We start from the raw sequence: 19,701 nt of genomic DNA on the forward strand, positions 1-19,701 counted from the left end.
GAACCGGTTGTTGAGAATAGGTTCACACGTCTCTATGAGCGGAAAACATATGCTTCTGGCTGCGAGTCAGGAAGCGGTCTCTTACGGGGCGAACACGTTTATGATTTATACAGGTGCGCCGCAAAATACGCGCCGAAAAAAAATTGAAGACTTAAATATAGAAGCCGGCCGCGTTCACATGCAGGAAAACGGGATCGACGAGATTATCGTACACGCGCCTTATATTATTAATATTGGCAATACGGTCAATCCGGCTACTTTTGAGCTTGGTGTTGATTTTCTCCGTTCTGAAATTGAGCGGACAGCTGCTATCGGCGCGAAGCAAATCGTCCTTCACCCGGGTGCTCATGTTGGCGCGGGAGCCGAAGAAGGCATTAAAAAAATTATTGAAGGTTTAAATGAAGTCATTGATCCGAATCAAAATGTGCAGATTGCATTAGAAACAATGGCAGGCAAAGGATCTGAATGCGGCAGAAGCTTTGAAGAGCTTGCGCAAATTATTGATGGCGTGACACACAATGAGCATTTGTCTGTATGCTTTGACACATGCCATACACATGATGCCGGCTACAATATTGTCGAAGATTTTGACGGAGTGCTGAATGAGTTCGATAAAATTGTCGGTATTGACAGAATCAAAGTGCTCCATATCAATGACAGCAAAAATATCAAAGGCGCGAGAAAAGACCGTCATGAAAATATTGGCTTCGGGGAAATCGGGTTTGACGCATTGCAATATGTCGTTCATCATGAGCAGTTAAAAGACATTCCGAAAATCCTTGAAACGCCGTATGTCGGTGAAGATAAAAAGAACAAAAAACCGCCGTACCGTTTTGAAATTCAAATGCTGAAAGAAAAGCAATTTGACAACACATTACTCGAAAAGATTTTACAGCAATAAAAAAAGGGGGGGATTGAATTCCCCCCTTTTTTCAGCTTGTGAACTGTTTGAAAAGTTCATGAACGGTTTGGGCTGTTTCTTTTGAAGTAATGGATTCTACTTGTTTCAGCAGCCGCGTACGTTCCTGCTCATTAAAAATATTCACATTTTTCCCGTATAACAGGTTTGCTACTTCAACTGCCTGCGGTTTTGTCAGACTGATTCCGTATTGCTTAGAGTACTTCAATAAATCTTCAGCAGTGGCTTGATTGAGCCTCTGCAAAATAATTCTTTGAAATAATATCATCGAACATTCCACCTCTCAGACATAATGTATGGGCAAATCAGTAAAATGTGTCAGCATTTCATGGTAAAATAGAGTCATAGTCTATTTAAAATAGTTATTGCAGGAAAGGAGATTTTATGACCCCAACAAAACAACACAAAAGAGAATCATTTACCCATTTTATATTCAGGGTCATCATGATTCTGATTGGAGCTGCGTCTGCGGCGGTAAGTATTGAATTATTTTTAGTCCCCAATGATTTTATTGATGGAGGCATTATCGGTGTATCACTTATTTTAGACCACCTCTTTATGTCAAACCCCTTTCTGAATTTCGCTGTATTCGTTGTCATCTTAAACATTCCTTTTATGATCTTCGGATATAAATATATCGGTAAGACTTTCCTCGTTTCTACTGTTATCGGGATTGTCGGCCTTGCCTTAATCGAATCCTCGCTTCACCACGTAGAAGCCATTACGACACAGCCTATTCTGGCTACAGTATTCGGAGGTCTTTTGCTCGGCTTTGGTGTCGGGCTGGTGATTCGAAACGGTGGTTCAATGGACGGCACAGAAATTCTCGGTATCCTTCTAACAAAAAAACTGCCGTTTTCAGTTGGTGAGTTTGTGATGCTCATCAATGTATTTATCTTTATTTGGGCCGGTTTTGTGTTCGGTCCTGAGCAAGCTATGTATTCTTTCATGACTTACTACATTGCCATGAAAACCATTGATGCGGTCATCCAAGGGCTGGATGAAACAAAAGCTGTGATTATTGTCTCGGACCAGTATGATGAGATTTCCGACGCAATATTACACCGTCTCGGACGCGGAACAACAAAGCTGAAGGGAAAAGGCGGCTATACAGACGAGGAAAAAGATGTGATTTATGCAGTTGTCACAAGGCTGGAAGTGACCAAGCTCAAATCCATTGTGTTTGAAGTCGACGATAATGCATTTATTACAATTATGAATACTCATGAAACAAGAGGCGGTAAATTCAAAACCGCAATCCACTAGGCTTTCATTTACTTTTATTCATTTTATGGGTATAATTTTATCAGTAGTAAAGAAAATGGCTTGCTGGTCAGACAGCTGCCATTTTCTTTTTGATATATAAGATACGTTCGTTCTTAAGCAAAGCGAAAAGGGGGGCCCTTCATGAACGTACAAGAAGCGCTGAACTTACTGAAAGAAAACGGATATAAATATACAAGCAAACGGGAAGATATGCTTCAGCTTTTTGCTGATTCGGACAGGTATCTGACCGCTAAAAATGTACTGTCTGCACTAAATGATGATTATCCCGGTTTAAGCTTTGATACGATTTACAGAAACCTTTCTTTATATGAAGAGCTAGGTATTTTGGAAACGACTGAGCTCTCCGGTGAAAAGCTGTTCCGATTTAAATGCTCATTTACTCATCATCACCATCACTTTATTTGCCTGGCTTGCGGCAAAACAAAGGAAATTGAGTCTTGTCCGATGGATAAGCTCTATGATGATCTAGATGGCTATCAGATCAGCGGGCATAAATTTGAGATTTACGGGACATGTCCAAGCTGTGAACAGGAAAAGCAAGATCAACCTTCTGCGTAAGAGTTAAGGATAGAGAAAAAGGAGCCTGATCAGGCTCCTTTTTTAATTTTTCACACGTATGAAATAATGTTTATTTTCATTTATCCATTGAACCGCTTCGAGCCAGTTGTTAACTCTAATGATATTTGAATCGATCGGAAGCTGGTTATAAGGCGAATTGAATAAAATCACCGGTATACCGGCTTCTTTTGCAATCATCATTGCGTTTCCGTGATGATCCTCAAAAAACAAGTCGATGTCATGTTTTTTGACCGCTTCGACTTTATGATGCCCGCCCACGAGCTCTATGTGGTCATAATGGATGTTTTGTCTGTCAAACCATTCGAACGTAACATCGCTTAAATGAGTCCTTCTCGCCGTAATATAAATCAGCCGGTGCTCCTCTTTGAGGAGGTCAAGGGACTGTTTTGCATGCTGCGCAAGAAGTGCTTCTTTATATATGATTGCTTCATTTTGATTCATCCAATCCCAAAATTCTTCCTGTGTAATATGTAACAGTTTTGTTAAATCATAATCCGTCATATCGTTTAATGAAATGGAAAGATTAAACGAGTGGTTTAAATAAGGGACGAATGTATCCTGAGCCGTGATTGTGCCGTCAATATCTATTCCTAACCGTAACATGCCCACACTCCTTCAGTTTCATCCTTCCAAGTGTAACATAAACAATTAACATTACCAGAAAAGTTTAGCAAACATGAATCAGCAAAAATGGATCAAACTATAAAAGCTCCTTTAATAAAACAGAAGGGGGAATTGAAGGTGGCAAACGATTACGAAAAACGTGATAACAACAGTTACTATGTAGATCATGGTTCTGAAGGAACAAATATTACCCGCGACAATGATGGTTTTTTTGAGGAAACGGCTGCTGAAATTGCAGAGCCTTTCCGTGCTTCTGACCGCAGCGGTGACCAAGAGAATGACCGCAGCGGCGGAAATGTCAATGAAGGACGGGGGATAGGGTATATCGCTTTAGCCTTGTCCATTATTTCATTGTTTGTTCTTCCTGTTTTGTTGGGAGCTGCCGGTATTATTGTCGGCTATATCGCAAGAAGAAGAGGAGCCCAAAGCCTGGGTGCATGGGCTATGGGGATTGGTGTTGTTTCATTAGTGCTTGGAATATTTATTATTCCATTTTTCTAATACAAAAAAGCTTGACGGGTTTCCGTCAAGCTTTTTGTGTTTCTTCATCTAATTTCGCTTTTTCAGCCTCAAGTTTTGCGTAGTGCTCTTCAGCAAGTATGTCGATTTCTTTTTTCAGTTCTTCAACCATTGTTTCTTCTGGAACCTTACGGACAATTTTACCTTTTCGGAACAGAAGGCCTTCACCGCGTGCTCCAGCGATGCCGATATCAGCTTCTCTTGCTTCACCCGGGCCGTTTACCGCACATCCGAGAACGGCGACTTTAATCGGCGCTTTCACTTTAGAAATATATTCTTCCACTTCGTTGGCGATACTGATCAAATCAATCTCGATACGGCCGCAAGTCGGGCATGAGATGAGGGTTGCAGCATTAGAGGCCAAACCAAAGGATTTCAACAGCTCTCTCGCTACTTTAACCTCTTCAACCGGGTCTGCGCTTAATGAGATACGCAGGGTGTTACCGATGCCCTTGCTTAAAATCGCGCCAAGTCCTGCTGCGCTTTTTACTGTACCGGCAAACAGCGTTCCTGACTCGGTGATTCCGAGGTGAAGCGGGTAATCAAATGCTTTTGACGCTTTTTCGTAAGCCTCGATGGCAAGGTTTACGTCAGAAGCCTTCATGCTGACGATAATATCGTGAAAATCTAGATCTTCAAGAATCTTAATGTGATGAAGAGCGCTTTCTACCATGCCGTCTGCTGTCGGATATCCGTATTTTTCTAAAATCCGTTTTTCCAATGAACCTGCGTTTACACCAATTCGGATTGGAATCCCTTTTTCTTTTGCCGCTTTAACGACCGCTTCGACTTTTTCACGGCGGCCGATGTTGCCTGGGTTGATTCGTATTTTATCTGCGCCGCCTTCAATAGCTTTTAACGCAAGCTTATAATCAAAATGAATGTCAACGACGAGCGGAATGGAGATGCGTTTCTTAATATCCGCAATGGCGTTTGCCGCCCGTTCATCCGGACAAGCCACCCGCACGATTTGGCATCCGGCTTCAGCCAGCCGGTTAATTTCCGCAACCGTTGCTTCTACATCATGTGTTTTGGTTGTTGTCATGCTTTGGATAACGACTTCATTGTTACCGCCTATTGTTAAAGGTCCCACTTTAACGGGACGCGTTTTTGTACGATGGGTGATTTCACTCACTTGTCAATCGCTCCTTAATTGTAGTTGCCGCTTCTAGATAGAATAAACCTAGTATGGTGTATGTCAATGTATTTTACAAATTATATTGTAACAGTGTATTCGCCGAACTGACAAGAAATTAACGTTAATTATGGGTAGACCGGGAATTTGTATGCTGTTCCTGCTTGAATCGTATTGGCTTTTACACTTGGATTAAGCGTTTCAAAATCCTTTACAATATCGTCAGGGGAACTTGCAGACCCGACAATTGACATGACCGTGTCACCCGGTTTTACCGTCACCGTTTTATACGCTGTTTCCTGTACAGCTGTTTTTGCCGATGCTTTATAGACAGGGAGGTTCTGAATGGGGATCGTTCCAATTTTAAGATCATAAAAAATAATAAAAAGGATAAAGAGAATGCTGAATACAAAAGTGAGACGTTTCATTGATTTTGCCTCCCGCATACAAAATTTTTATAACATTGTATGCTTGTCCGTGTTGATTCATGACAAAAGAAAAGAGACTGCGAAGGCAGTCTCCGAATTAAGCAACAGCTTTTTTGGACGGGAGCTCTTTTAATACGAGAAACAGGATGACAAAGTTAACAAACCAGTTGACTAAAAATTCACTTGGCACCGTTGTTTCTAACGCACGCATAATCGTAAAAAATATTGTTGAAAGGGTAATGGAGTAAGCAGAAAGCTTCCATAGCTGCTGGTAAGACAGCTGCTTTTGCTGAGCGTTCTTTATGATTAGCCCGATAAGCGCCAAGAATGATACCTCAATAAATTTTCCCGCCGCTGTCACGAGAAAAATGAGTACCGAGAGAACAGTCACGATCATTGTTTTATTTTGGTTTAACCCTGCAGTGACATCTTTTTTGGTTAAATCTGACGGCATCATTGAGTAAGCCATCTCTTGGGCCTGTCCGTCAATGGCCAAAACAAACTTATCCTGAAGTATACCTATTGCGTTTTGCTTTGCTTCGATTTGTTCAGTGCCATATGCATCCGTCGGATCAAACACAATGACAAAGCCGTTTGCCTTTGATTCTGTAGCTTTTTTTTCATCCGTCTGAAGTTTGCCGTTTGAAATTGTGAAATCAGGGAAATCTTTGTTTAAAACGGATTTAAAGCCGTTCATAGATTGGACGGTCCCTGAGCTTACATAATAAGCAGTGGGGATCGCAAAAAGGACAGAAAGCAAAAATACATAAAGAATCGCTTTTCCGATTCCTTGAAATCTTGTTTTTGCAATATCCCGTGGAGAGTATGTACTTTTGATGAAAAGCTGAAATACATTCACTGTCTTCACTTCCTAGCTATACAATATATGTTGCTTATTGTATCGTTGCCTGCGTATGAATACAAGGAAGACCTGCATTGGCAGAAGTGTAAGATAAGAGATGTAAGCATAATGAGGAGGATGGATTCTATGGATATTTTGTATTGGCTGTTGATCGCGGCACTATTTATCATCGCTTTTATCGGGCTTGTGTATCCTGTTATTCCAAGTGTTGTATTTATCGTTGCCGGTTTTGTATTATATGGATTTTTGTTTTCTTTCAGTCCGTATTCCTATATGTTCTGGCTGGTTGAAGCTGTATTCGCCGCAGTATTATTCGCCGCAGATTACGTTTCCAATCTGCTTGGTGTAAAGAGGTTCGGCGGAAGCAAAGCTGCTATTTGGGGGAGTACGATCGGGTTGTTGATCGGTCCCTTTGTGATTCCGGTTGCGGGGATTATTTTAGGGCCGTTTATCGGAGCTGTTTGCGCAGAGCTTATCGTACATCAAAAAGATGTAAAATCAGCGTTTAAAATTGGGCTAGGCTCATTGATCGGCTTTTTAACGGGGGTCATTGCAAAGGGAATTATTCAGCTTTTAATGATCGGATATTTTTTATGGACTGTCCTGTAAGAATTGCTGTCAGGAGGTTTAAGGGGGCAAAGTAACGGTTAAAGTGAAATATGTCTGCTGAAATAGCCAAATTGTGAGCTTTTTCATTGATTACACGGCGTTCTTTTGTTACATTGAATGAAGAAAGGCTCGCTGTGAAGCGGCATTTCAGTACATATATATTAAGGAGGAATTATCATGGCTTACGAACTTCCAGAATTACCTTATGCGTACGATGCTTTAGAACCGCATATCGACAAGGAAACTATGAATATTCACCATACGAAGCACCATAACACATACGTTACAAATTTAAACAAAGCGGTTGAAGGAAACACTGCTCTTGCAAACAAATCAGTTGAAGAGCTTGTTGCAGATCTAGATTCTGTTCCTGAAAACATCCGCACAGCAGTCCGCAACAATGGCGGCGGACACGCGAACCACAAATTATTCTGGACACTTTTATCTCCAAACGGCGGTGGCGAGCCAACTGGCGAGCTTGCTGAAGAGATCAACAGTGTATTTGGAAGCTTGGACAAATTCAAAGAACAATTCGCTGCAGCAGCAGCTGGACGTTTCGGTTCAGGCTGGGCATGGCTTGTTGTAAATAACGGCAAACTTGAAATCACAAGCACGCCAAACCAAGATTCTCCGCTTTCTGAAGGCAAAACGCCTATCCTAGGTCTTGATGTTTGGGAGCATGCTTACTACCTTAACTATCAAAACCGCCGTCCTGATTACATTTCAGCTTTCTGGAATGTGGTAAACTGGGACGAAGTTGCTCGTCTTTACAGCGCAGCAAAATAATAACGCAAAACAAGGCCCTCATAAAAGGGCCTTGTTTTTTTATGTCTTCTCTTTACATATCTCTGTTTCAGTGAGACAGACTAAGGGGTAGTAAAGGGGAGTCAGTAATGAGCAAACTAAAAAAGGTAATTGGAGATGTAAATGTAAATAAAGGATTACTTCTTCTGCTGACCGTTGGCGGTCTTTACTCGTTAGGAATTGCGCTTTCCAATACATTTGTGAATGTGTATCTCTGGAAGCAGTCAGGAAAATTTATTGATTTGGCGATATACAACTTATCGATTGTGACGATGCAGCCGATAACATTTTATTTAGCTGGCCGATTAGCCAAAAAAATAGACCGGGTTTTCATTCTTAGATTTGGAGTGATTTTTTTAGCAGCATTTTATTTAAGTGTGCTGCTGGCTGGAGAAACTGCAGCATCACGTCTTGTTCTCATCGGAGCGGTGCTCGGAGTAGGCTATGGATTTTACTGGCTCGCGTTTAATGTGCTCACCTTTGAAATAACAGAGCCTGATACGCGGGATTTTTTCAACGGCTTTATGGGCATCCTGTCCTCATCCGCAGGAATGATTGGTCCGATTGTTGCAGGATTTGTCATCTCAAGGCTTGAAAATAATACGGGTTACACTGTCATTTTCAGTCTCTCCCTCAGTTTATTTGCACTGGCTGTCGTGATGAGCTTCTTCCTAAAACGGAGAGAATCAAAGGGCCAATTTATGCTGAGTAAGGTATTTGGAGAACGCCACACTAATATGAACTGGCGGCGGATTACAAATGCGCATTTTTTTCAGGGCTTGAGAGAAGGGATTTTCGTCTTTTTAATCAGTGTTTTTGTGTTTATTGAGACAAACAGCGAACTGGCCCTCGGAACCTTTGGTCTCGTCAACTCCGCTGTTTCCTTTTTTGCCTATTATTTTGCATCAAGGCTGATTAAGAAAAAGGCCCGTAAAAAATCAATTTTGCTGGGCGGCCTTATTTTGTATGGTGCGCTGTTTTTGATACTCTTTCATATGAGCTTTACGACATTATTGACGTACGGCGTGTTTATTGCGATCGGCTATCCTCTTTTGCTCGTGCCTTATGTATCGCTTACATATGATGTCATAGGACGGGCCAGACATGCCAGAAAAGCGAGAATTGAATATATCGTGCTGAGAGAAATGTTTTTAAACGCCGGCAGAATTGTTTCGATTTTATGCTTTCTCCTTATCGTGGCCCTTTTTAAAGAAGATATGGGTATACCGTTGTCGCTTGCCATCTTGGGCATCGGGCATCCGCTCATTTATTACTTTGTCAAGGATATTCGTTTTAAAGAGAAAGAAGAGGAAAATGAAACTATGGAGGAAGACGGCCACAAACGGGTGACTGAACCGAACCTTTTAAAAGGCGAAAGATAATTTTTTGGCAATAAGGGGTTATCTGTAGAAAAAAGTCGAAAAAACCTTTAAAATGAAAAATGGCACTCTTACTTGAGTGTCTTTTCTTTCTGTAAATAGAAAAAGGTGATGTTATGAGGAGAAATAAACAAAAAAAGCAAAATCATAAAGAGAAAAAGAAGTCGCTTCCGATCCGGCTGAATATTTTATTTTTGGCCGCTTTTGTCATATTCACCTGGATTATTGTGGAGCTTGGCATTAAGCAGATCGTTCAAGGCGATGATTACAAAAATCAAGCCAATCAGCAGGAACAAAGTGAAGTCAGCTCGGCGGTGCCGCGCGGGAAAATTTATGATCGGAATTTTAATGCCATTGTAACAAATAAGGCTTTAAATGCGATTACATACACCAGATCTAAATCTACAACGCAAGAACAGCGTTTGAAAATCGCAAAAAAGCTGGCGGATATGATTAAAGTCGACACAAAAAAAGTAACAGAACGGGATAAAAAAGATTATTGGATTTTGACTAGACCAAAAGAAGCGAAAAAGCTGATTACTTCTAAGGAAAGACAGCAGGTAGAAAATAAAAAATTATCAGATGATGATTTATACCAGCTCCAGCTGAAACGGATTACTGATAAGCAGCTGAATGAATTGACTGATAAAGACATGCAGATTCTCGCCATTAAAAGACAGATGGACTCCGGATATGCGTTAACACCGCAATACATCAAAAATGAAGATGTTTCAGCGAAAGAAATGGCAGTTGTAAGTGAACATTTAGATGAACTGCCGGGTGTTGATGTCACATCAGACTGGGAACGTGAATATCCGTATAAAAATCTTCTCCGCTCAGTGCTCGGAAGTGTTTCCAGCTCTGATGAAGGATTACCGTCAAATCTGCTCGACCATTATTTATCGCTCGGCTACAGCAGAAACGACAGGGTTGGTAAAAGTTATCTGGAATATCAATACGAAAGCCTTTTGCAGGGGCAAAAAGCGAAGGTGGAAAATATCACAGATTCAAACGGCAATGTAACGGGAACGAAGACCGTTTCTGAAGGGAAAGCCGGTAAAGATCTCGTGCTTACAATTGATATTGACTTGCAAAAATCAGTTGAAAAAATTATCGAGAAAAATCTCAAATCTGCTAAAGCAAGACCAAGTACTGAATTGTTAGACCGGGCATTTGTCGTCATGATGGACCCGAGAAACGGTGAAGTGCTGACGATGGCAGGTAAGCAGATTAAAACAGAAAACGGGAAATATAAAATTGATGATTACGCACTAGGGAATATGACATCATCTTATGCTATGGGATCAGCTGTCAAAGGCGCAACTGTACTGACAGGTCTTCAAACCGGTGCCATCAATCTGAATACAGTGTTTCAGGATGAACCATTGTATATAGGTAGTCAGGATAAAAATGGTAAAAAATCATGGACGAACTTAGGTCCGGTTAATATTCAAAGAGCCTTAGAGCAGTCTTCAAACGTATTCATGTTTAAGACTGCAATCGCACTTGGAAAAGGTGAATATAAACCGCATCAAGCTTTACCGATTGATACGACGGCATTTGATACGTTCCGGAATTATTTCAGTCAATTTGGACTTGGTGTAAAAACTGGGATTGACCTTCCAAATGAAATGACAGGCTATAAAGGAACAAGCAGATTGACGGGATTCTTGCTAGACTATGCTATCGGCCAATATGATACGTATACACCGCTCGAACTAGCACAATATGTATCAACAATCGCAAATGGTGGCTACCGCTTGAAACCTCAGCTTGTAAAAGAAGTAAGGGAACCTGATGCAGAAAAAGGAATCGGGGCGGTCGTACAATCTGTTCAGCCTGAAGTGCTGAATAAAGTGGACATGAAAAGCGATTATATTAAAGAGGTTCAAGCCGGGTTTAGACGAGTCGCGACTAAAGGAACTGCGGCAAGTCAATTTGCTTCAGCATCTTATAAACCTGCTGCTAAAACAGGAACAGCGCAATCGTTCTATGACGGACCAAATAAATCAAAAACAGGTGAAGGTACTTATAATACGACACTTGTTGCTTATGCGCCTGCTGATAACCCTGAGGTTGCCATCTCTGTTGTAGTTCCTTGGGCTTATGTAGATTACAGCGCTAAATATACCATTACGAACGAAATCGGCAGAGAAGTATTGGATAAATATTTTGAGCTGAAATCGAAGCAGGACAAAGAAGATACTCAGCAAAAAAATAAAGACAAAATTGAAGAAAAAGCAGAAAACACAACGTCTTCTGATAACTAAACAGAAACGCCCACATCATGTGGGCGTTTTTTTATACAAAAAAATGCACGGATTTACAAAACCTTAACATTCGATTTAAACCTATTTTACATAGAACCTTTACTCTATACGTGTAGGACAAATTACACATTATACGCAGGGGGAATTCAGGAAATGAAAAAAAACAAATTGGTGCTTATGCTTCTGATGGCTGCTTTTATGATGATTGCAGCTGCATGCGGAAACGCAGGAGAAAGTGAAAAAACAAATAGCGGCTCTGCAAAAGGAGAAGAAAAGGCATCAGGTTCTTTAACCATTTCTGGTTCATCGGCCATGCAGCCATTAGTACTTGCAGCTGCAGAAAAATTTATGGAAGAAAACCCTGATGCTGATATACAGGTACAAGCAGGGGGGTCTGGAACAGGGCTTTCTCAAGTCTCTGAAGGAGCTGTTCAAATCGGAAATTCAGATGTTTTCGCTGAAGAAAAAGAAGGTATCGACGCAAAAGCGCTTGTAGATCATCAAGTTGCAGTAGTCGGTATGGCAGCGGCTGTAAACCCTGATACAGGTGTAAAAGATATCTCAAAAGATGAATTGAAAAAAATCTTCACTGGCAAAATCAAAAACTGGAAAGAGCTTGGCGGAAAGGACCAAAAAATTACGCTTGTAAACCGTCCTGATTCTTCAGGTACACGTGCTACATTTGTAAAATACGCGCTTGACGGAGAAGAACCAGCAGAAGGCATTACTGAGGATTCTTCCAACACTGTGAAAAAAATCATTGCTGATACTCCGGGAGCGATTGGATATCTTGCATTCTCATATTTAACAGATGACAAAGTAACAGCTTTATCTATTGACGGTGTGAAGCCGGAAGCGAAAAACGTTACAACTGGAGAATATCCAATCTGGGCTTATCAGCATTCTTATACAAAAGGCGAAGCGAAAGATCTAGCGAAAGAATTTCTTGATTATCTAAAGAGTGAAGACATTCAAAAAAGCATTGTAACTGACCAAGGGTACATTCCGGTGACTGATATGAAAGTGACTCGCGATGCCAAAGGGAAGCAAAGCTGATCTAAATAAAAAGAGGAGTGCGGAGACTTCCGTTTCTCCTCTTAACACATTCATAGGAGTGTAAAACAATGATAAACAATAGAGAAAATATGTCTGTGAGCGAACGTTTAATCAGCTCAAGGCAAAATAGGCAATTGGATGAAGTTCGGGGAAGAATGATCGTGACAGCCTGCGCGCTTATAATGATAGCGGCATCTGTGGCGATCACCATTTTCCTCGGCATTAAGGGGCTGCAATCTTTTCTTGTAAATGGTGTAAGCCCAATTGAATTCTTAACGAGTCTGAATTGGAACCCTACAGATTCTGATCCGAAATACGGAGTGCTGCCTTTTATCTTTGGCTCATTTGCAGTAACGATTCTCTCCGCTCTCATTGCTGCGCCGCTCGGCATAGCAGGTGCGATCTTTATGACAGAAATTGCGCCGAATTGGGGGAAGAAAGTGCTTCAGCCGGTGATCGAATTATTGGTCGGCATCCCATCTGTTGTTTATGGATTCATAGGTCTTACAGTATTGGTGCCTTTTATTGCTCAGTTCAAAACGAGCGGAACAGGACACAGTTTATTGGCGGGAACGATTGTGCTTTCTATTATGATTCTGCCGACGATTACATCTATCTCAGCCGATGCGATGGCATCACTTCCGAAAAGCTTAAGAGAAGGTTCTTACGCTCTCGGTGCGACAAGATGGCAGACCATTAGAAAAGTGCTCATCCCTGCAGCTTTTCCGACATTAATGACTGCCGTTGTCCTAGGTATGGCCCGTGCGTTTGGTGAGGCTCTTGCTGTCCAAATGGTCATTGGAAATACAAGAGTATTGCCTGAAAGTCTGTTTGACACCGCAGGAACATTGACAACCATTATTACGCTGAATATGGGCCATACCACATACGGAAGCGTTGAAAATAATACGCTGTGGTCAATGGGACTTGTGTTGCTGGTGATGTCATTCTTGTTCATCCTGCTTATTCGCTACTTGTCATCTAGGAGGAAAGTGTAATGAACCGCAAATTAACAGATAAACTGGCGACTGGAATGTTCGGTTTATGCGCAGCCATTATCGCCGCGATTCTAGTCGGTCTGTTTTCCTATATTATTATTAACGGTGTTTCTCAGCTCAGCTTTGATTTTATTACGACAAAATCAAGTGCCATTGCCGCAGGAGGCGGGATACGAGACCAGCTGTTTAACTCCTTTTATATTCTGTTTATCACGATGCTGATTACCATCCCGCTCGGAGTGGGCGGCGGAGTGTTCATGGCGGAATACGCGCCTAACAACAAAGTGACAGATTTTATCAGAACGTGTATTGAGGTCCTTTCATCTCTTCCATCAATTGTCATTGGAATGTTCGGCTTACTGATATTTGTTAACCTGACAGGCTGGGGATATACGATCATAGGCGGGGCGCTGGCATTAACGGTCTTTAATCTTCCTGTTATGGTGCGTGTGACAGAAGACGCGGTCCGTTCAGTCCCTAAAGATTTGAAGGAAGCATCGCTCGCTTTAGGTGTTTCTCGATGGCATACCGTAAAAACCGTTTTAATACCAAGTGCGATCCCTTCCATCATCACAGGTGCCATTTTAGCGTCAGGAAGGGTGTTCGGGGAAGCGGCGGCTTTATTATTTACAGCAGGGCTTACAACGCCGCGCCTCAATTTTGCAGAGTGGAATCCGTTTTCTGAAACATCGCCGCTTAATATTTTCAGACCCGCTGAAACACTTGCGGTCCACATTTGGAACGTAAATACGCAAGGGATGATTCCGGATGCTGAAGCGATTGCCAACGGCGGTTCTGCAGTGCTGGTGATTTCAGTCCTAGTCTTCAATCTCGCGGCGAGATGGCTTGGAACAATAATCTATAAAAAGCTTACGGCAAATTAGACCGGAAAGAGGCGAAAACAATGTCTGAACAAATGGTAAAAGAAAAGCCTGAGAGTGCGGTTATGCTTCCTCAGCAGCAAAATGTGCTCGAGGTGAAGGATCTGTCTATTTTCTACGGAAACAAACAGGCCGTTCGTCACGTGAATATGGAGATTGAAAAAAATGCGGTGACTGCTTTGATCGGGCCGTCAGGATGCGGCAAATCTACTTTTCTTAGAAATATTAACCGCATGAATGACTTAATTCCTTCTGCAAGAAGCGAAGGTGAAATTTTGTATGAAGGATTAAATATACTGGGAAGCAATATTAACGTTGTCAGCTTAAGAAGAGAAATCGGCATGGTCTTCCAAAAGCCGAATCCATTTCCAAAATCGATCTACCATAATATCACGCATGCATTAAAATATGCCGGAGAGCGGAACAAATCAGTGCTCGATGACATCGTGGAAGAAAGCTTAACAAAAGCGGCGCTCTGGGATGAAGTAAAGGACCGTTTGCATTCATCTGCACTTTCGTTATCAGGCGGTCAGCAGCAGCGTTTATGTATTGCCAGAACGCTCGCGATGAAGCCGGCCGTTCTTCTTCTTGATGAACCTGCTTCAGCGCTAGATCCGATTTCGAATGCGAAAATAGAAGAATTGATTACGGAATTGAAAAGCGAATACTCAATTATTATTGTCACTCACAATATGCAGCAGGCTTTGCGGGTGTCTGACCGGACGGCTTTCTTTTTAAACGGCGAGATCGTTGAATACGGACAAACCGAACAAATTTTCACAAGTCCGAAGCAGCAAAAAACAGAGGATTACATTAACGGGAAATTCGGATAGGAGGCTGGCAATGAGTATTGCTACCGAAGCTGTAAAGAAACAGGAAGTATATCAAGTCAACGGAATGAATTTATGGTATGGGGAAAACCATGCCTTGAAAAATATCAATTTGAGCATTAATCAAAACGAAGTCACGGCGATTATCGGGCCGTCAGGATGCGGCAAATCGACATTTATTAAAACATTGAATTTAATGATTCAGATGACGCCGAATGTAAAGCTTGCGGGTGAGCTGAACTATAATGGCAGCAACATTTTAAAGGATAAAGTCGATATCGTAGATCTACGCAAAAATATCGGCATGGTATTTCAGAAAGGAAACCCGTTTCCGCAATCAATTTTTGATAATGTCGCTTACGGACCGAGAGTTCACGGCATCAAAAATAAAAAGAAGCTGCAAGACATTGTAGAAAAGTCATTAAAAGACGTGGCGCTGTGGGATGAGGTGAAGGATCGTTTGCATTCATCTGCACTCTCATTATCAGGCGGCCAGCAGCAGCGTCTCTGTATCGCCAGAGCTCTTGCGACAAATCCTGATATTTTGCTGATGGATGAGCCGACATCTGCGCTAGATCCAATTTCGACGAGAAAAATTGAAGAGCTCATTCTTCAGCTGAAAAATAAATACACCATCGTTATCGTGACGCACAACATGCAGCAGGCAGCGAGGGTTTCTGATCAAACTGCATTTTTCTACATGGGTGAGCTTGTTGAATGCGACAATACAAATAAAATGTTCTCTCAGCCGAGAGATCAAAGAACACTCGATTATATTACAGGGAAATTCGGATAAAAAAAACAGGCTGTTACATAGCCTGTTTTTTTTATCGTGTTAATGTTTTAACGATCTTTTTGAAGCTCATATCTGATTTAACTTTAAATTCTCCGGCACGAATCTCCTTGTGATACCCAGCGTCGATCACGTAGTCATTAAAGTCCTTAGCTGAAGAAATAATGCCTTCTTTTTCAAGAATAGCTGATACATCTGCGGTGCTCATGCCGTCTTTAATGATGAGCTTGTACGTTTTTACTTTGTTTTTCGAGTCTGAGCTGCTGTCATCGCTCAGAGATTTCTCTTTTGAGTCGAGAAGCTTTTGATATTCATCACGGTTAACAGAAACCATTTTTTTAGAATCGAGATAATTGTTCACGTCCTGCTCGGTTACTGTTTTTTGTTCTTTTACAGCAGCGGCTTGATCTTCATCTGTCAGATAAAAAACACTTGCGAGAACGGCTGTCGCTAATATGATACCGCCGGCAAATGCCTGAATGCCTCGTTTTGTCATACGAGCACCTTCTCATTATCTTTTATAATCGTATTCACGTCTTCTACTGATACATGCTCAGCTTTAGCAATTGCTTCAGCTGACATGCCGTTATTATATTTAGAAAGTATTTGTTTGGCGATCTTTTGATTGATGCCGCTGTTCTTTGCTTTACGGATCACAAGGTTTGTTTCAAGTAATTCTTCCTCAAGCACTGTCATTTTCTTTTTGAGCTTATAAATTTCCTGCATAGCAGAAAGCTGCAATGTTTCAAGCTCCTGCTCGACATCTTTCATCGGATCTCGTTGAGAATATGAGAATGCAATTAGCGCTATACTGACGATAAACAACGCAATAATAGCAATTTCCACGTTTCATCACCTTCTATTCTTTTTTTATCCTTCTTTTTTATACCATAAAACAAGTGGATTCTAAAGGAATTCGCGAAAAAAACGAGTTTTTGTCGAGAAATCTTTCTTTTCTTCCTTTATGGGTAATGGTTTAATAGGATCACCGAGCCAATGGAAGGAAAGGAGAATGTGAGAAGCCTATGGACAAACACTCATTTCCCCATAACATTCGAAGCGGGATTCCTTTTTTTAGGGACATATTCGACATGAACATCCAAAACTCTCACACATTGACAGTCCGATGGAATCTTTCAGTTGAGACGATGAAACTGGCGGAAACCGTGCTTTTCGAAAAAGCGCCGGACATGATAAAAGAAATCCGTATTTTCGTGAAAAGAAACGGTATAGAAGCTGTCAGGACGAAACGCATAAAACGGGGCAAAGGGAAATGGATCATTGTTCAGGTGCCTGGTCATGCTTTATATCGCGCAGAATGCAGAATACTGAATTCAATGAATGTTTCTCTCAAACTAGCTGAAACAGAGGACATCTTTCTTGCAGAAAACGGTGTCAGCGACATAAACAGTTTCCGCAATGCAGAAATACATACCAGGTGGGAGGAGCAATTTTCTGCTTATACCTGCTATCGCACTGAGGGAAAAGGGAAATGAACATCCTTATGCTTTCATTCGAGCATCCTAATAAACCGAAAAGCGGGCTTGGCGTTCATTTGAGCCGTCTTATTTCTTATTTAAATCCGCATATCAAAATAACGGTATGCGTTCCAAGCGGTAAGCTATGTTCCAATGCGAATGTTGAAGACTTTATAGCTGATGTCAATGTCAGAATGGTTCAACAAGTGTTGTCATGCAATGATCGCTTTGATCTGATTCATGCCCATGATGACATGACGGCTCCTGCCGCTCATTATTTGAAAAAGCAGCTTGGCATTCCGCTTGCTGCAACGATCCACGGGCTTGAAAGCAGAAGGAAGCGTGCATGCAAAGAAACGCCTCATCCGTACAGGCTGCTGACGGAGAGGCTCCTCCTTGAAATTTCCGACGAACTGATTGTGTTAAGCAGTTTTATGAAGAGATCGATGAATAAGGCGTATCCGTTTCGTGAAAAAATAACCGTCATCCCAAGCCCTCTGTCTCTGCAGGCAAAAAGCGGCCTAGCTGAAAGGATCATTCATAAAAGATACTTGTTTTCGTTTGGAAGGTTTGTTCCGGAAAAAGGGTTTTCACAGCTGTTGAAGGTATTTTCTATTCTGAACAAATGCCGGCCTGACCTTCAGTTGGTGCTAGCTGGACAAGGGCCGTTTCTGGCTGCCTATAAGAAACTGGCTGAGCAATTGAGCATAAAGGAAAGTGTAATGTTTTATCCTTTTTTAAATAGAAGAGAGATCGTGACGTTACTGTCTCAATGTGAAATGGCTGTTTTCCCAAGCTTTTATGAACCCTTTGGGCTCGCTGCACAAGAAAGCATGGAACAAGGCGTGCTGACAGCTGTTTCACAGTCGGGCGGTTTTTGTGACTTTGCCGTTCATGACAAAACTGCAATTGCTGCTGATTTTTCGCAAGAACGGGAGGCAGCCGATAGGCTTCACAACATATTAATAGATGAAGAAAAGGCCCGCCGGATAAAAGAAGCGGGCAGAGAACAGGTGATGAAACTGCATCATCCACGGATCATCACAGCATCATATTTGCAGCTTTATCAGCGTCTATCCAATAATTCATCATTTCATTGAAAAACATCCTAGCATTCCGTGCATTATAGTGGTATTATATATAAGTCTGAATAAGTAAATGATATTTAGTTTGGAGGGAAAACAATGCGCGTTAATATTACTTTGGCTTGCACAGAATGTGGTGAGCGTAACTATATTTCTAAAAAGAACAAACGCAACAATCCAGACCGCGTTGAATTTAAAAAATATTGCCCACGTGATAAAAAATCTACGTTACACCGTGAAACAAAATAACAGCATAGCTGTTTGAGGTGTAAGAAAAAAGCCAGAGCTTTGAAAAAGGTTCTGGCTTTTTTCTATTCCGAGGGGGATGGAAATGAAATCACAATTAAGAAAAAAAACAATAGAAACGTTATCAGCGATATCGAGTGAAGAACTGTCTAAGAAAACTGCGCGTATCAACAAGCATTTATTTTCACTCCAAGAATGGCAAAATGCCAGCACCATAGCCGTCACCATTTCAAGAGGGCTGGAGGTACCGACACGGCCGATCATCGAAAAAGCCTGGGGCGAAGGGAAAGAAGTTTGTATTCCAAAGTGTGATCCCGACACGAAAAGAATGCAGTTCCGCACTTTCCAAGCGGATGATCAGCTTGAAACGGTTTACGCCGGACTTCAGGAGCCAATGATTGAGAAAACGAATGAAGTGATCCAATCACAGATTGATTTGATGATCGTGCCTGGCGTATGTTTCGATGTCAACGGCTATAGGATTGGCTTTGGCGGCGGTTATTATGATCGTTATTTAAGTGGTTATAAAGGGAACACAGTTTCTTTGCTTTTAGAATGCCAGCTGTATGATCACGTGCCGCATCTGTCACATGATATCCCGGTTCAAATGCTGGTTACTGAGGATCGAATCATTTCTTGCTTTTCATAGCTTTCTCGTCCCTCCGTCAAGAATAAATAAGAAAGAATAACAAACCCTAATGGCAGGAGGGATATAATGAAAAAATTTATGATCTATGCCATTTGTGCTGTTTCTGCCGTGATTTTTTACCAAAACCGTTACCGTCTCATGAATACCGTGCTCAGCCAGCCGGGAATTAGACGGTCCTTTATTCATCTTTTTTTAAGAATTCCGTTTATCCGCAATAAGTTTATACAGCAAGCTTTTTAAAAATCCCGTTTTCACGGGATTTTTTGCTTT

The 19,701-nt window shown here is 41.6% G+C and carries 25 protein-coding genes; 18 read left to right on the plus strand and 7 right to left on the minus strand.

What is annotated here, in order from left to right:
- Positions 1–7 precede the first annotated feature (7 nt).
- Positions 8–901 (plus strand): deoxyribonuclease IV, encoded by an 894-nt coding sequence (locus H7F27_RS08450; RefSeq protein WP_101861051.1) that lies wholly within the window; start codon positions 8–10, stop codon positions 899–901.
- A 31-nt stretch (positions 902–932) separates the two neighbouring features.
- Here H7F27_RS08450 and H7F27_RS08455 read toward each other — a convergent pair whose 3' ends face one another.
- Positions 933–1,187 (minus strand): DUF2624 domain-containing protein, encoded by a 255-nt coding sequence (locus H7F27_RS08455; RefSeq protein WP_059352365.1) that lies wholly within the window; start codon positions 1,185–1,187, stop codon positions 933–935.
- Positions 1,188–1,303: 116 nt separating this feature from the next.
- Here H7F27_RS08455 and H7F27_RS08460 point away from each other — a divergent pair, with 116 nt between their 5' ends.
- Positions 1,304–2,185, plus strand: coding sequence for a YitT family protein (locus tag H7F27_RS08460; RefSeq protein WP_010334965.1), 882 nt, complete (start codon positions 1,304–1,306; stop codon positions 2,183–2,185).
- 141 nt (positions 2,186–2,326) lie between these two features.
- Entirely contained in the window at positions 2,327–2,764 is a 438-nt protein-coding gene (locus H7F27_RS08465) for a zinc uptake transcriptional repressor Zur (protein ID WP_010334964.1), read from the plus strand.
- 42 nt (positions 2,765–2,806) lie between these two features.
- Here the strand turns inward: H7F27_RS08465 and H7F27_RS08470 are convergent, their stop codons facing one another.
- Complete coding sequence (locus tag H7F27_RS08470) at positions 2,807–3,388, minus strand: hypothetical protein (RefSeq protein ID WP_101861050.1); 582 nt, start codon at positions 3,386–3,388, stop codon at positions 2,807–2,809.
- A 132-nt stretch (positions 3,389–3,520) separates the two neighbouring features.
- Between H7F27_RS08470 and H7F27_RS08475 the strand changes: the two genes are divergently transcribed.
- A complete protein-coding gene (locus H7F27_RS08475; RefSeq protein WP_082687864.1) occupies positions 3,521–3,910 on the plus strand; it encodes a DUF308 domain-containing protein in 390 nt (129 codons plus the stop codon).
- A gap of 25 nt (positions 3,911–3,935) precedes the next feature.
- Here H7F27_RS08475 and ispG read toward each other — a convergent pair whose 3' ends face one another.
- The 3 genes from ispG to H7F27_RS08490 form a co-directional block, all read right to left on the minus strand.
- Positions 3,936–5,054: a flavodoxin-dependent (E)-4-hydroxy-3-methylbut-2-enyl-diphosphate synthase gene (ispG, locus tag H7F27_RS08480; RefSeq protein WP_173400513.1), complete on the minus strand. Its 1,119-nt coding sequence runs from the start codon at positions 5,052–5,054 to the stop codon at positions 3,936–3,938.
- A 137-nt stretch (positions 5,055–5,191) separates the two neighbouring features.
- Positions 5,192–5,491: a LysM peptidoglycan-binding domain-containing protein gene (locus tag H7F27_RS08485; protein ID WP_095713288.1), complete on the minus strand. Its 300-nt coding sequence runs from the start codon at positions 5,489–5,491 to the stop codon at positions 5,192–5,194.
- Between the two features lie 97 nt (positions 5,492–5,588).
- A complete protein-coding gene (locus H7F27_RS08490; protein WP_095713287.1) occupies positions 5,589–6,350 on the minus strand; it encodes a DUF1189 domain-containing protein in 762 nt (253 codons plus the stop codon).
- 129 nt (positions 6,351–6,479) lie between these two features.
- On the opposite strand from H7F27_RS08490, the gene H7F27_RS08495 reads away from it, so the two are divergent.
- The 9 genes from H7F27_RS08495 to pstB (H7F27_RS08535) all read left to right on the plus strand — a co-directional run bounded on the left by H7F27_RS08495 (position 6,480) and on the right by pstB (H7F27_RS08535) (position 15,976).
- The gene (locus H7F27_RS08495) at positions 6,480–6,962 is read left to right on the plus strand and encodes a DUF456 domain-containing protein (RefSeq protein WP_010334953.1); all 483 of its coding nucleotides are present in this window, start codon (positions 6,480–6,482) and stop codon (positions 6,960–6,962) included.
- Positions 6,963–7,139: 177 nt separating this feature from the next.
- The gene (gene sodA, locus H7F27_RS08500; protein ID WP_024122071.1) at positions 7,140–7,748 is read left to right on the plus strand and encodes a superoxide dismutase SodA; all 609 of its coding nucleotides are present in this window, start codon (positions 7,140–7,142) and stop codon (positions 7,746–7,748) included.
- A 107-nt stretch (positions 7,749–7,855) separates the two neighbouring features.
- Positions 7,856–9,148, plus strand: a complete 1,293-nt coding sequence (locus H7F27_RS08505; protein ID WP_024122070.1) for an MFS transporter — start codon at positions 7,856–7,858, stop codon at positions 9,146–9,148.
- A 113-nt stretch (positions 9,149–9,261) separates the two neighbouring features.
- Positions 9,262–11,415, plus strand: coding sequence for a penicillin-binding protein 2A (gene pbpA, locus H7F27_RS08510; protein WP_024122069.1), 2,154 nt, complete (start codon positions 9,262–9,264; stop codon positions 11,413–11,415).
- A gap of 153 nt (positions 11,416–11,568) precedes the next feature.
- Positions 11,569–12,471 carry a phosphate ABC transporter substrate-binding protein gene (locus H7F27_RS08515; protein ID WP_024122068.1) on the plus strand — a complete coding sequence of 301 codons (903 nt, stop codon included), beginning with the start codon at positions 11,569–11,571 and terminating at the stop codon, positions 12,469–12,471.
- Positions 12,472–12,539: 68 nt separating this feature from the next.
- Complete coding sequence (gene pstC / locus H7F27_RS08520) at positions 12,540–13,469, plus strand: phosphate ABC transporter permease subunit PstC (RefSeq protein ID WP_024122067.1); 930 nt, start codon at positions 12,540–12,542, stop codon at positions 13,467–13,469.
- Positions 13,469–14,353 (plus strand): phosphate ABC transporter permease PstA, encoded by an 885-nt coding sequence (gene pstA, locus H7F27_RS08525; RefSeq protein ID WP_185848817.1) that lies wholly within the window; start codon positions 13,469–13,471, stop codon positions 14,351–14,353. Before pstC ends, pstA begins: the two co-directional genes overlap by 1 nt.
- Before the next feature lie 20 nt (positions 14,354–14,373).
- A complete protein-coding gene (pstB, locus tag H7F27_RS08530; protein WP_127696765.1) occupies positions 14,374–15,183 on the plus strand; it encodes a phosphate ABC transporter ATP-binding protein PstB in 810 nt (269 codons plus the stop codon).
- Between the two features lie 10 nt (positions 15,184–15,193).
- Positions 15,194–15,976 carry a phosphate ABC transporter ATP-binding protein PstB gene (pstB, locus tag H7F27_RS08535; protein ID WP_024122064.1) on the plus strand — a complete coding sequence of 261 codons (783 nt, stop codon included), beginning with the start codon at positions 15,194–15,196 and terminating at the stop codon, positions 15,974–15,976.
- Between the two features lie 31 nt (positions 15,977–16,007).
- On the opposite strand, the gene H7F27_RS08540 is transcribed toward pstB (H7F27_RS08535), so the two are convergent.
- Both H7F27_RS08540 and H7F27_RS08545 read right to left on the minus strand, forming a co-directional pair.
- Entirely contained in the window at positions 16,008–16,469 is a 462-nt protein-coding gene (locus H7F27_RS08540; RefSeq protein ID WP_024122063.1) for an endolytic transglycosylase MltG, read from the minus strand.
- Positions 16,466–16,819: a hypothetical protein gene (locus tag H7F27_RS08545; protein WP_010334943.1), complete on the minus strand. Its 354-nt coding sequence runs from the start codon at positions 16,817–16,819 to the stop codon at positions 16,466–16,468. Before H7F27_RS08545 ends, H7F27_RS08540 begins: the two co-directional genes overlap by 4 nt.
- 179 nt (positions 16,820–16,998) lie before the next feature.
- Here H7F27_RS08545 and H7F27_RS08550 point away from each other — a divergent pair, with 179 nt between their 5' ends.
- The 5 genes from H7F27_RS08550 (at position 16,999) to H7F27_RS08570 (ending at position 19,671) form a co-directional block, all read left to right on the plus strand.
- Positions 16,999–17,469, plus strand: coding sequence for a hypothetical protein (locus H7F27_RS08550; RefSeq protein ID WP_223203881.1), 471 nt, complete (start codon positions 16,999–17,001; stop codon positions 17,467–17,469).
- Positions 17,466–18,551, plus strand: coding sequence for a glycosyltransferase family 4 protein (locus H7F27_RS08555; RefSeq protein ID WP_185848818.1), 1,086 nt, complete (start codon positions 17,466–17,468; stop codon positions 18,549–18,551). The genes H7F27_RS08550 and H7F27_RS08555 overlap by 4 nt, the downstream gene beginning before the upstream one ends.
- 84 nt (positions 18,552–18,635) lie before the next feature.
- Entirely contained in the window at positions 18,636–18,785 is a 150-nt protein-coding gene (rpmG, locus tag H7F27_RS08560) for a 50S ribosomal protein L33 (RefSeq protein ID WP_003153056.1), read from the plus strand.
- 82 nt (positions 18,786–18,867) lie between these two features.
- A complete protein-coding gene (locus H7F27_RS08565) occupies positions 18,868–19,431 on the plus strand; it encodes a 5-formyltetrahydrofolate cyclo-ligase (RefSeq protein WP_185848819.1) in 564 nt (187 codons plus the stop codon).
- Positions 19,432–19,497: 66 nt separating this feature from the next.
- Positions 19,498–19,671, plus strand: coding sequence for a hypothetical protein (locus tag H7F27_RS08570; protein ID WP_185848820.1), 174 nt, complete (start codon positions 19,498–19,500; stop codon positions 19,669–19,671).
- Positions 19,672–19,701: the final 30 nt, after the last annotated feature.

It is taken from the genome of Bacillus sp. PAMC26543 (assembly GCF_014250375.1).
In the GTDB taxonomy this organism is placed as follows: domain Bacteria; phylum Bacillota; class Bacilli; order Bacillales; family Bacillaceae; genus Bacillus; species Bacillus halotolerans.

Excerpts from the sequence above, each read along its gene's own strand:
- H7F27_RS08570 (WP_185848820.1), top strand. The coding sequence starts at position 19,498 with ATGAAAAAATTTATGATCTATGCCATTTGTGCTGTTTCTGCCGTGATT.
- pbpA (WP_024122069.1), top strand. The coding sequence starts at position 9,262 with ATGAGGAGAAATAAACAAAAAAAGCAAAATCATAAAGAGAAAAAGAAG.
- pstB (WP_127696765.1), top strand. The coding sequence starts at position 14,374 with ATGTCTGAACAAATGGTAAAAGAAAAGCCTGAGAGTGCGGTTATGCTT.
- pstC (WP_024122067.1), top strand. The coding sequence starts at position 12,540 with ATGATAAACAATAGAGAAAATATGTCTGTGAGCGAACGTTTAATCAGC.
- H7F27_RS08485 (WP_095713288.1), bottom strand. The coding sequence starts at position 5,491 with ATGAAACGTCTCACTTTTGTATTCAGCATTCTCTTTATCCTTTTTATT.
- rpmG (WP_003153056.1), top strand. The coding sequence starts at position 18,636 with ATGCGCGTTAATATTACTTTGGCTTGCACAGAATGTGGTGAGCGTAAC.
- H7F27_RS08565 (WP_185848819.1), top strand. The coding sequence starts at position 18,868 with ATGAAATCACAATTAAGAAAAAAAACAATAGAAACGTTATCAGCGATA.
- pstA (WP_185848817.1), top strand. The coding sequence starts at position 13,469 with ATGAACCGCAAATTAACAGATAAACTGGCGACTGGAATGTTCGGTTTA.
- H7F27_RS08540 (WP_024122063.1), bottom strand. The coding sequence starts at position 16,469 with ATGACAAAACGAGGCATTCAGGCATTTGCCGGCGGTATCATATTAGCG.
- H7F27_RS08515 (WP_024122068.1), top strand. The coding sequence starts at position 11,569 with ATGAAAAAAAACAAATTGGTGCTTATGCTTCTGATGGCTGCTTTTATG.
- sodA (WP_024122071.1), top strand. The coding sequence starts at position 7,140 with ATGGCTTACGAACTTCCAGAATTACCTTATGCGTACGATGCTTTAGAA.
- H7F27_RS08470 (WP_101861050.1), bottom strand. The coding sequence starts at position 3,388 with ATGTTACGGTTAGGAATAGATATTGACGGCACAATCACGGCTCAGGAT.
- H7F27_RS08555 (WP_185848818.1), top strand. The coding sequence starts at position 17,466 with ATGAACATCCTTATGCTTTCATTCGAGCATCCTAATAAACCGAAAAGC.
- H7F27_RS08495 (WP_010334953.1), top strand. The coding sequence starts at position 6,480 with ATGGATATTTTGTATTGGCTGTTGATCGCGGCACTATTTATCATCGCT.
- H7F27_RS08550 (WP_223203881.1), top strand. The coding sequence starts at position 16,999 with ATGGACAAACACTCATTTCCCCATAACATTCGAAGCGGGATTCCTTTT.
- H7F27_RS08460 (WP_010334965.1), top strand. The coding sequence starts at position 1,304 with ATGACCCCAACAAAACAACACAAAAGAGAATCATTTACCCATTTTATA.
- H7F27_RS08455 (WP_059352365.1), bottom strand. The coding sequence starts at position 1,187 with ATGATATTATTTCAAAGAATTATTTTGCAGAGGCTCAATCAAGCCACT.
- pstB (WP_024122064.1), top strand. The coding sequence starts at position 15,194 with ATGAGTATTGCTACCGAAGCTGTAAAGAAACAGGAAGTATATCAAGTC.
- H7F27_RS08505 (WP_024122070.1), top strand. The coding sequence starts at position 7,856 with ATGAGCAAACTAAAAAAGGTAATTGGAGATGTAAATGTAAATAAAGGA.
- H7F27_RS08465 (WP_010334964.1), top strand. The coding sequence starts at position 2,327 with ATGAACGTACAAGAAGCGCTGAACTTACTGAAAGAAAACGGATATAAA.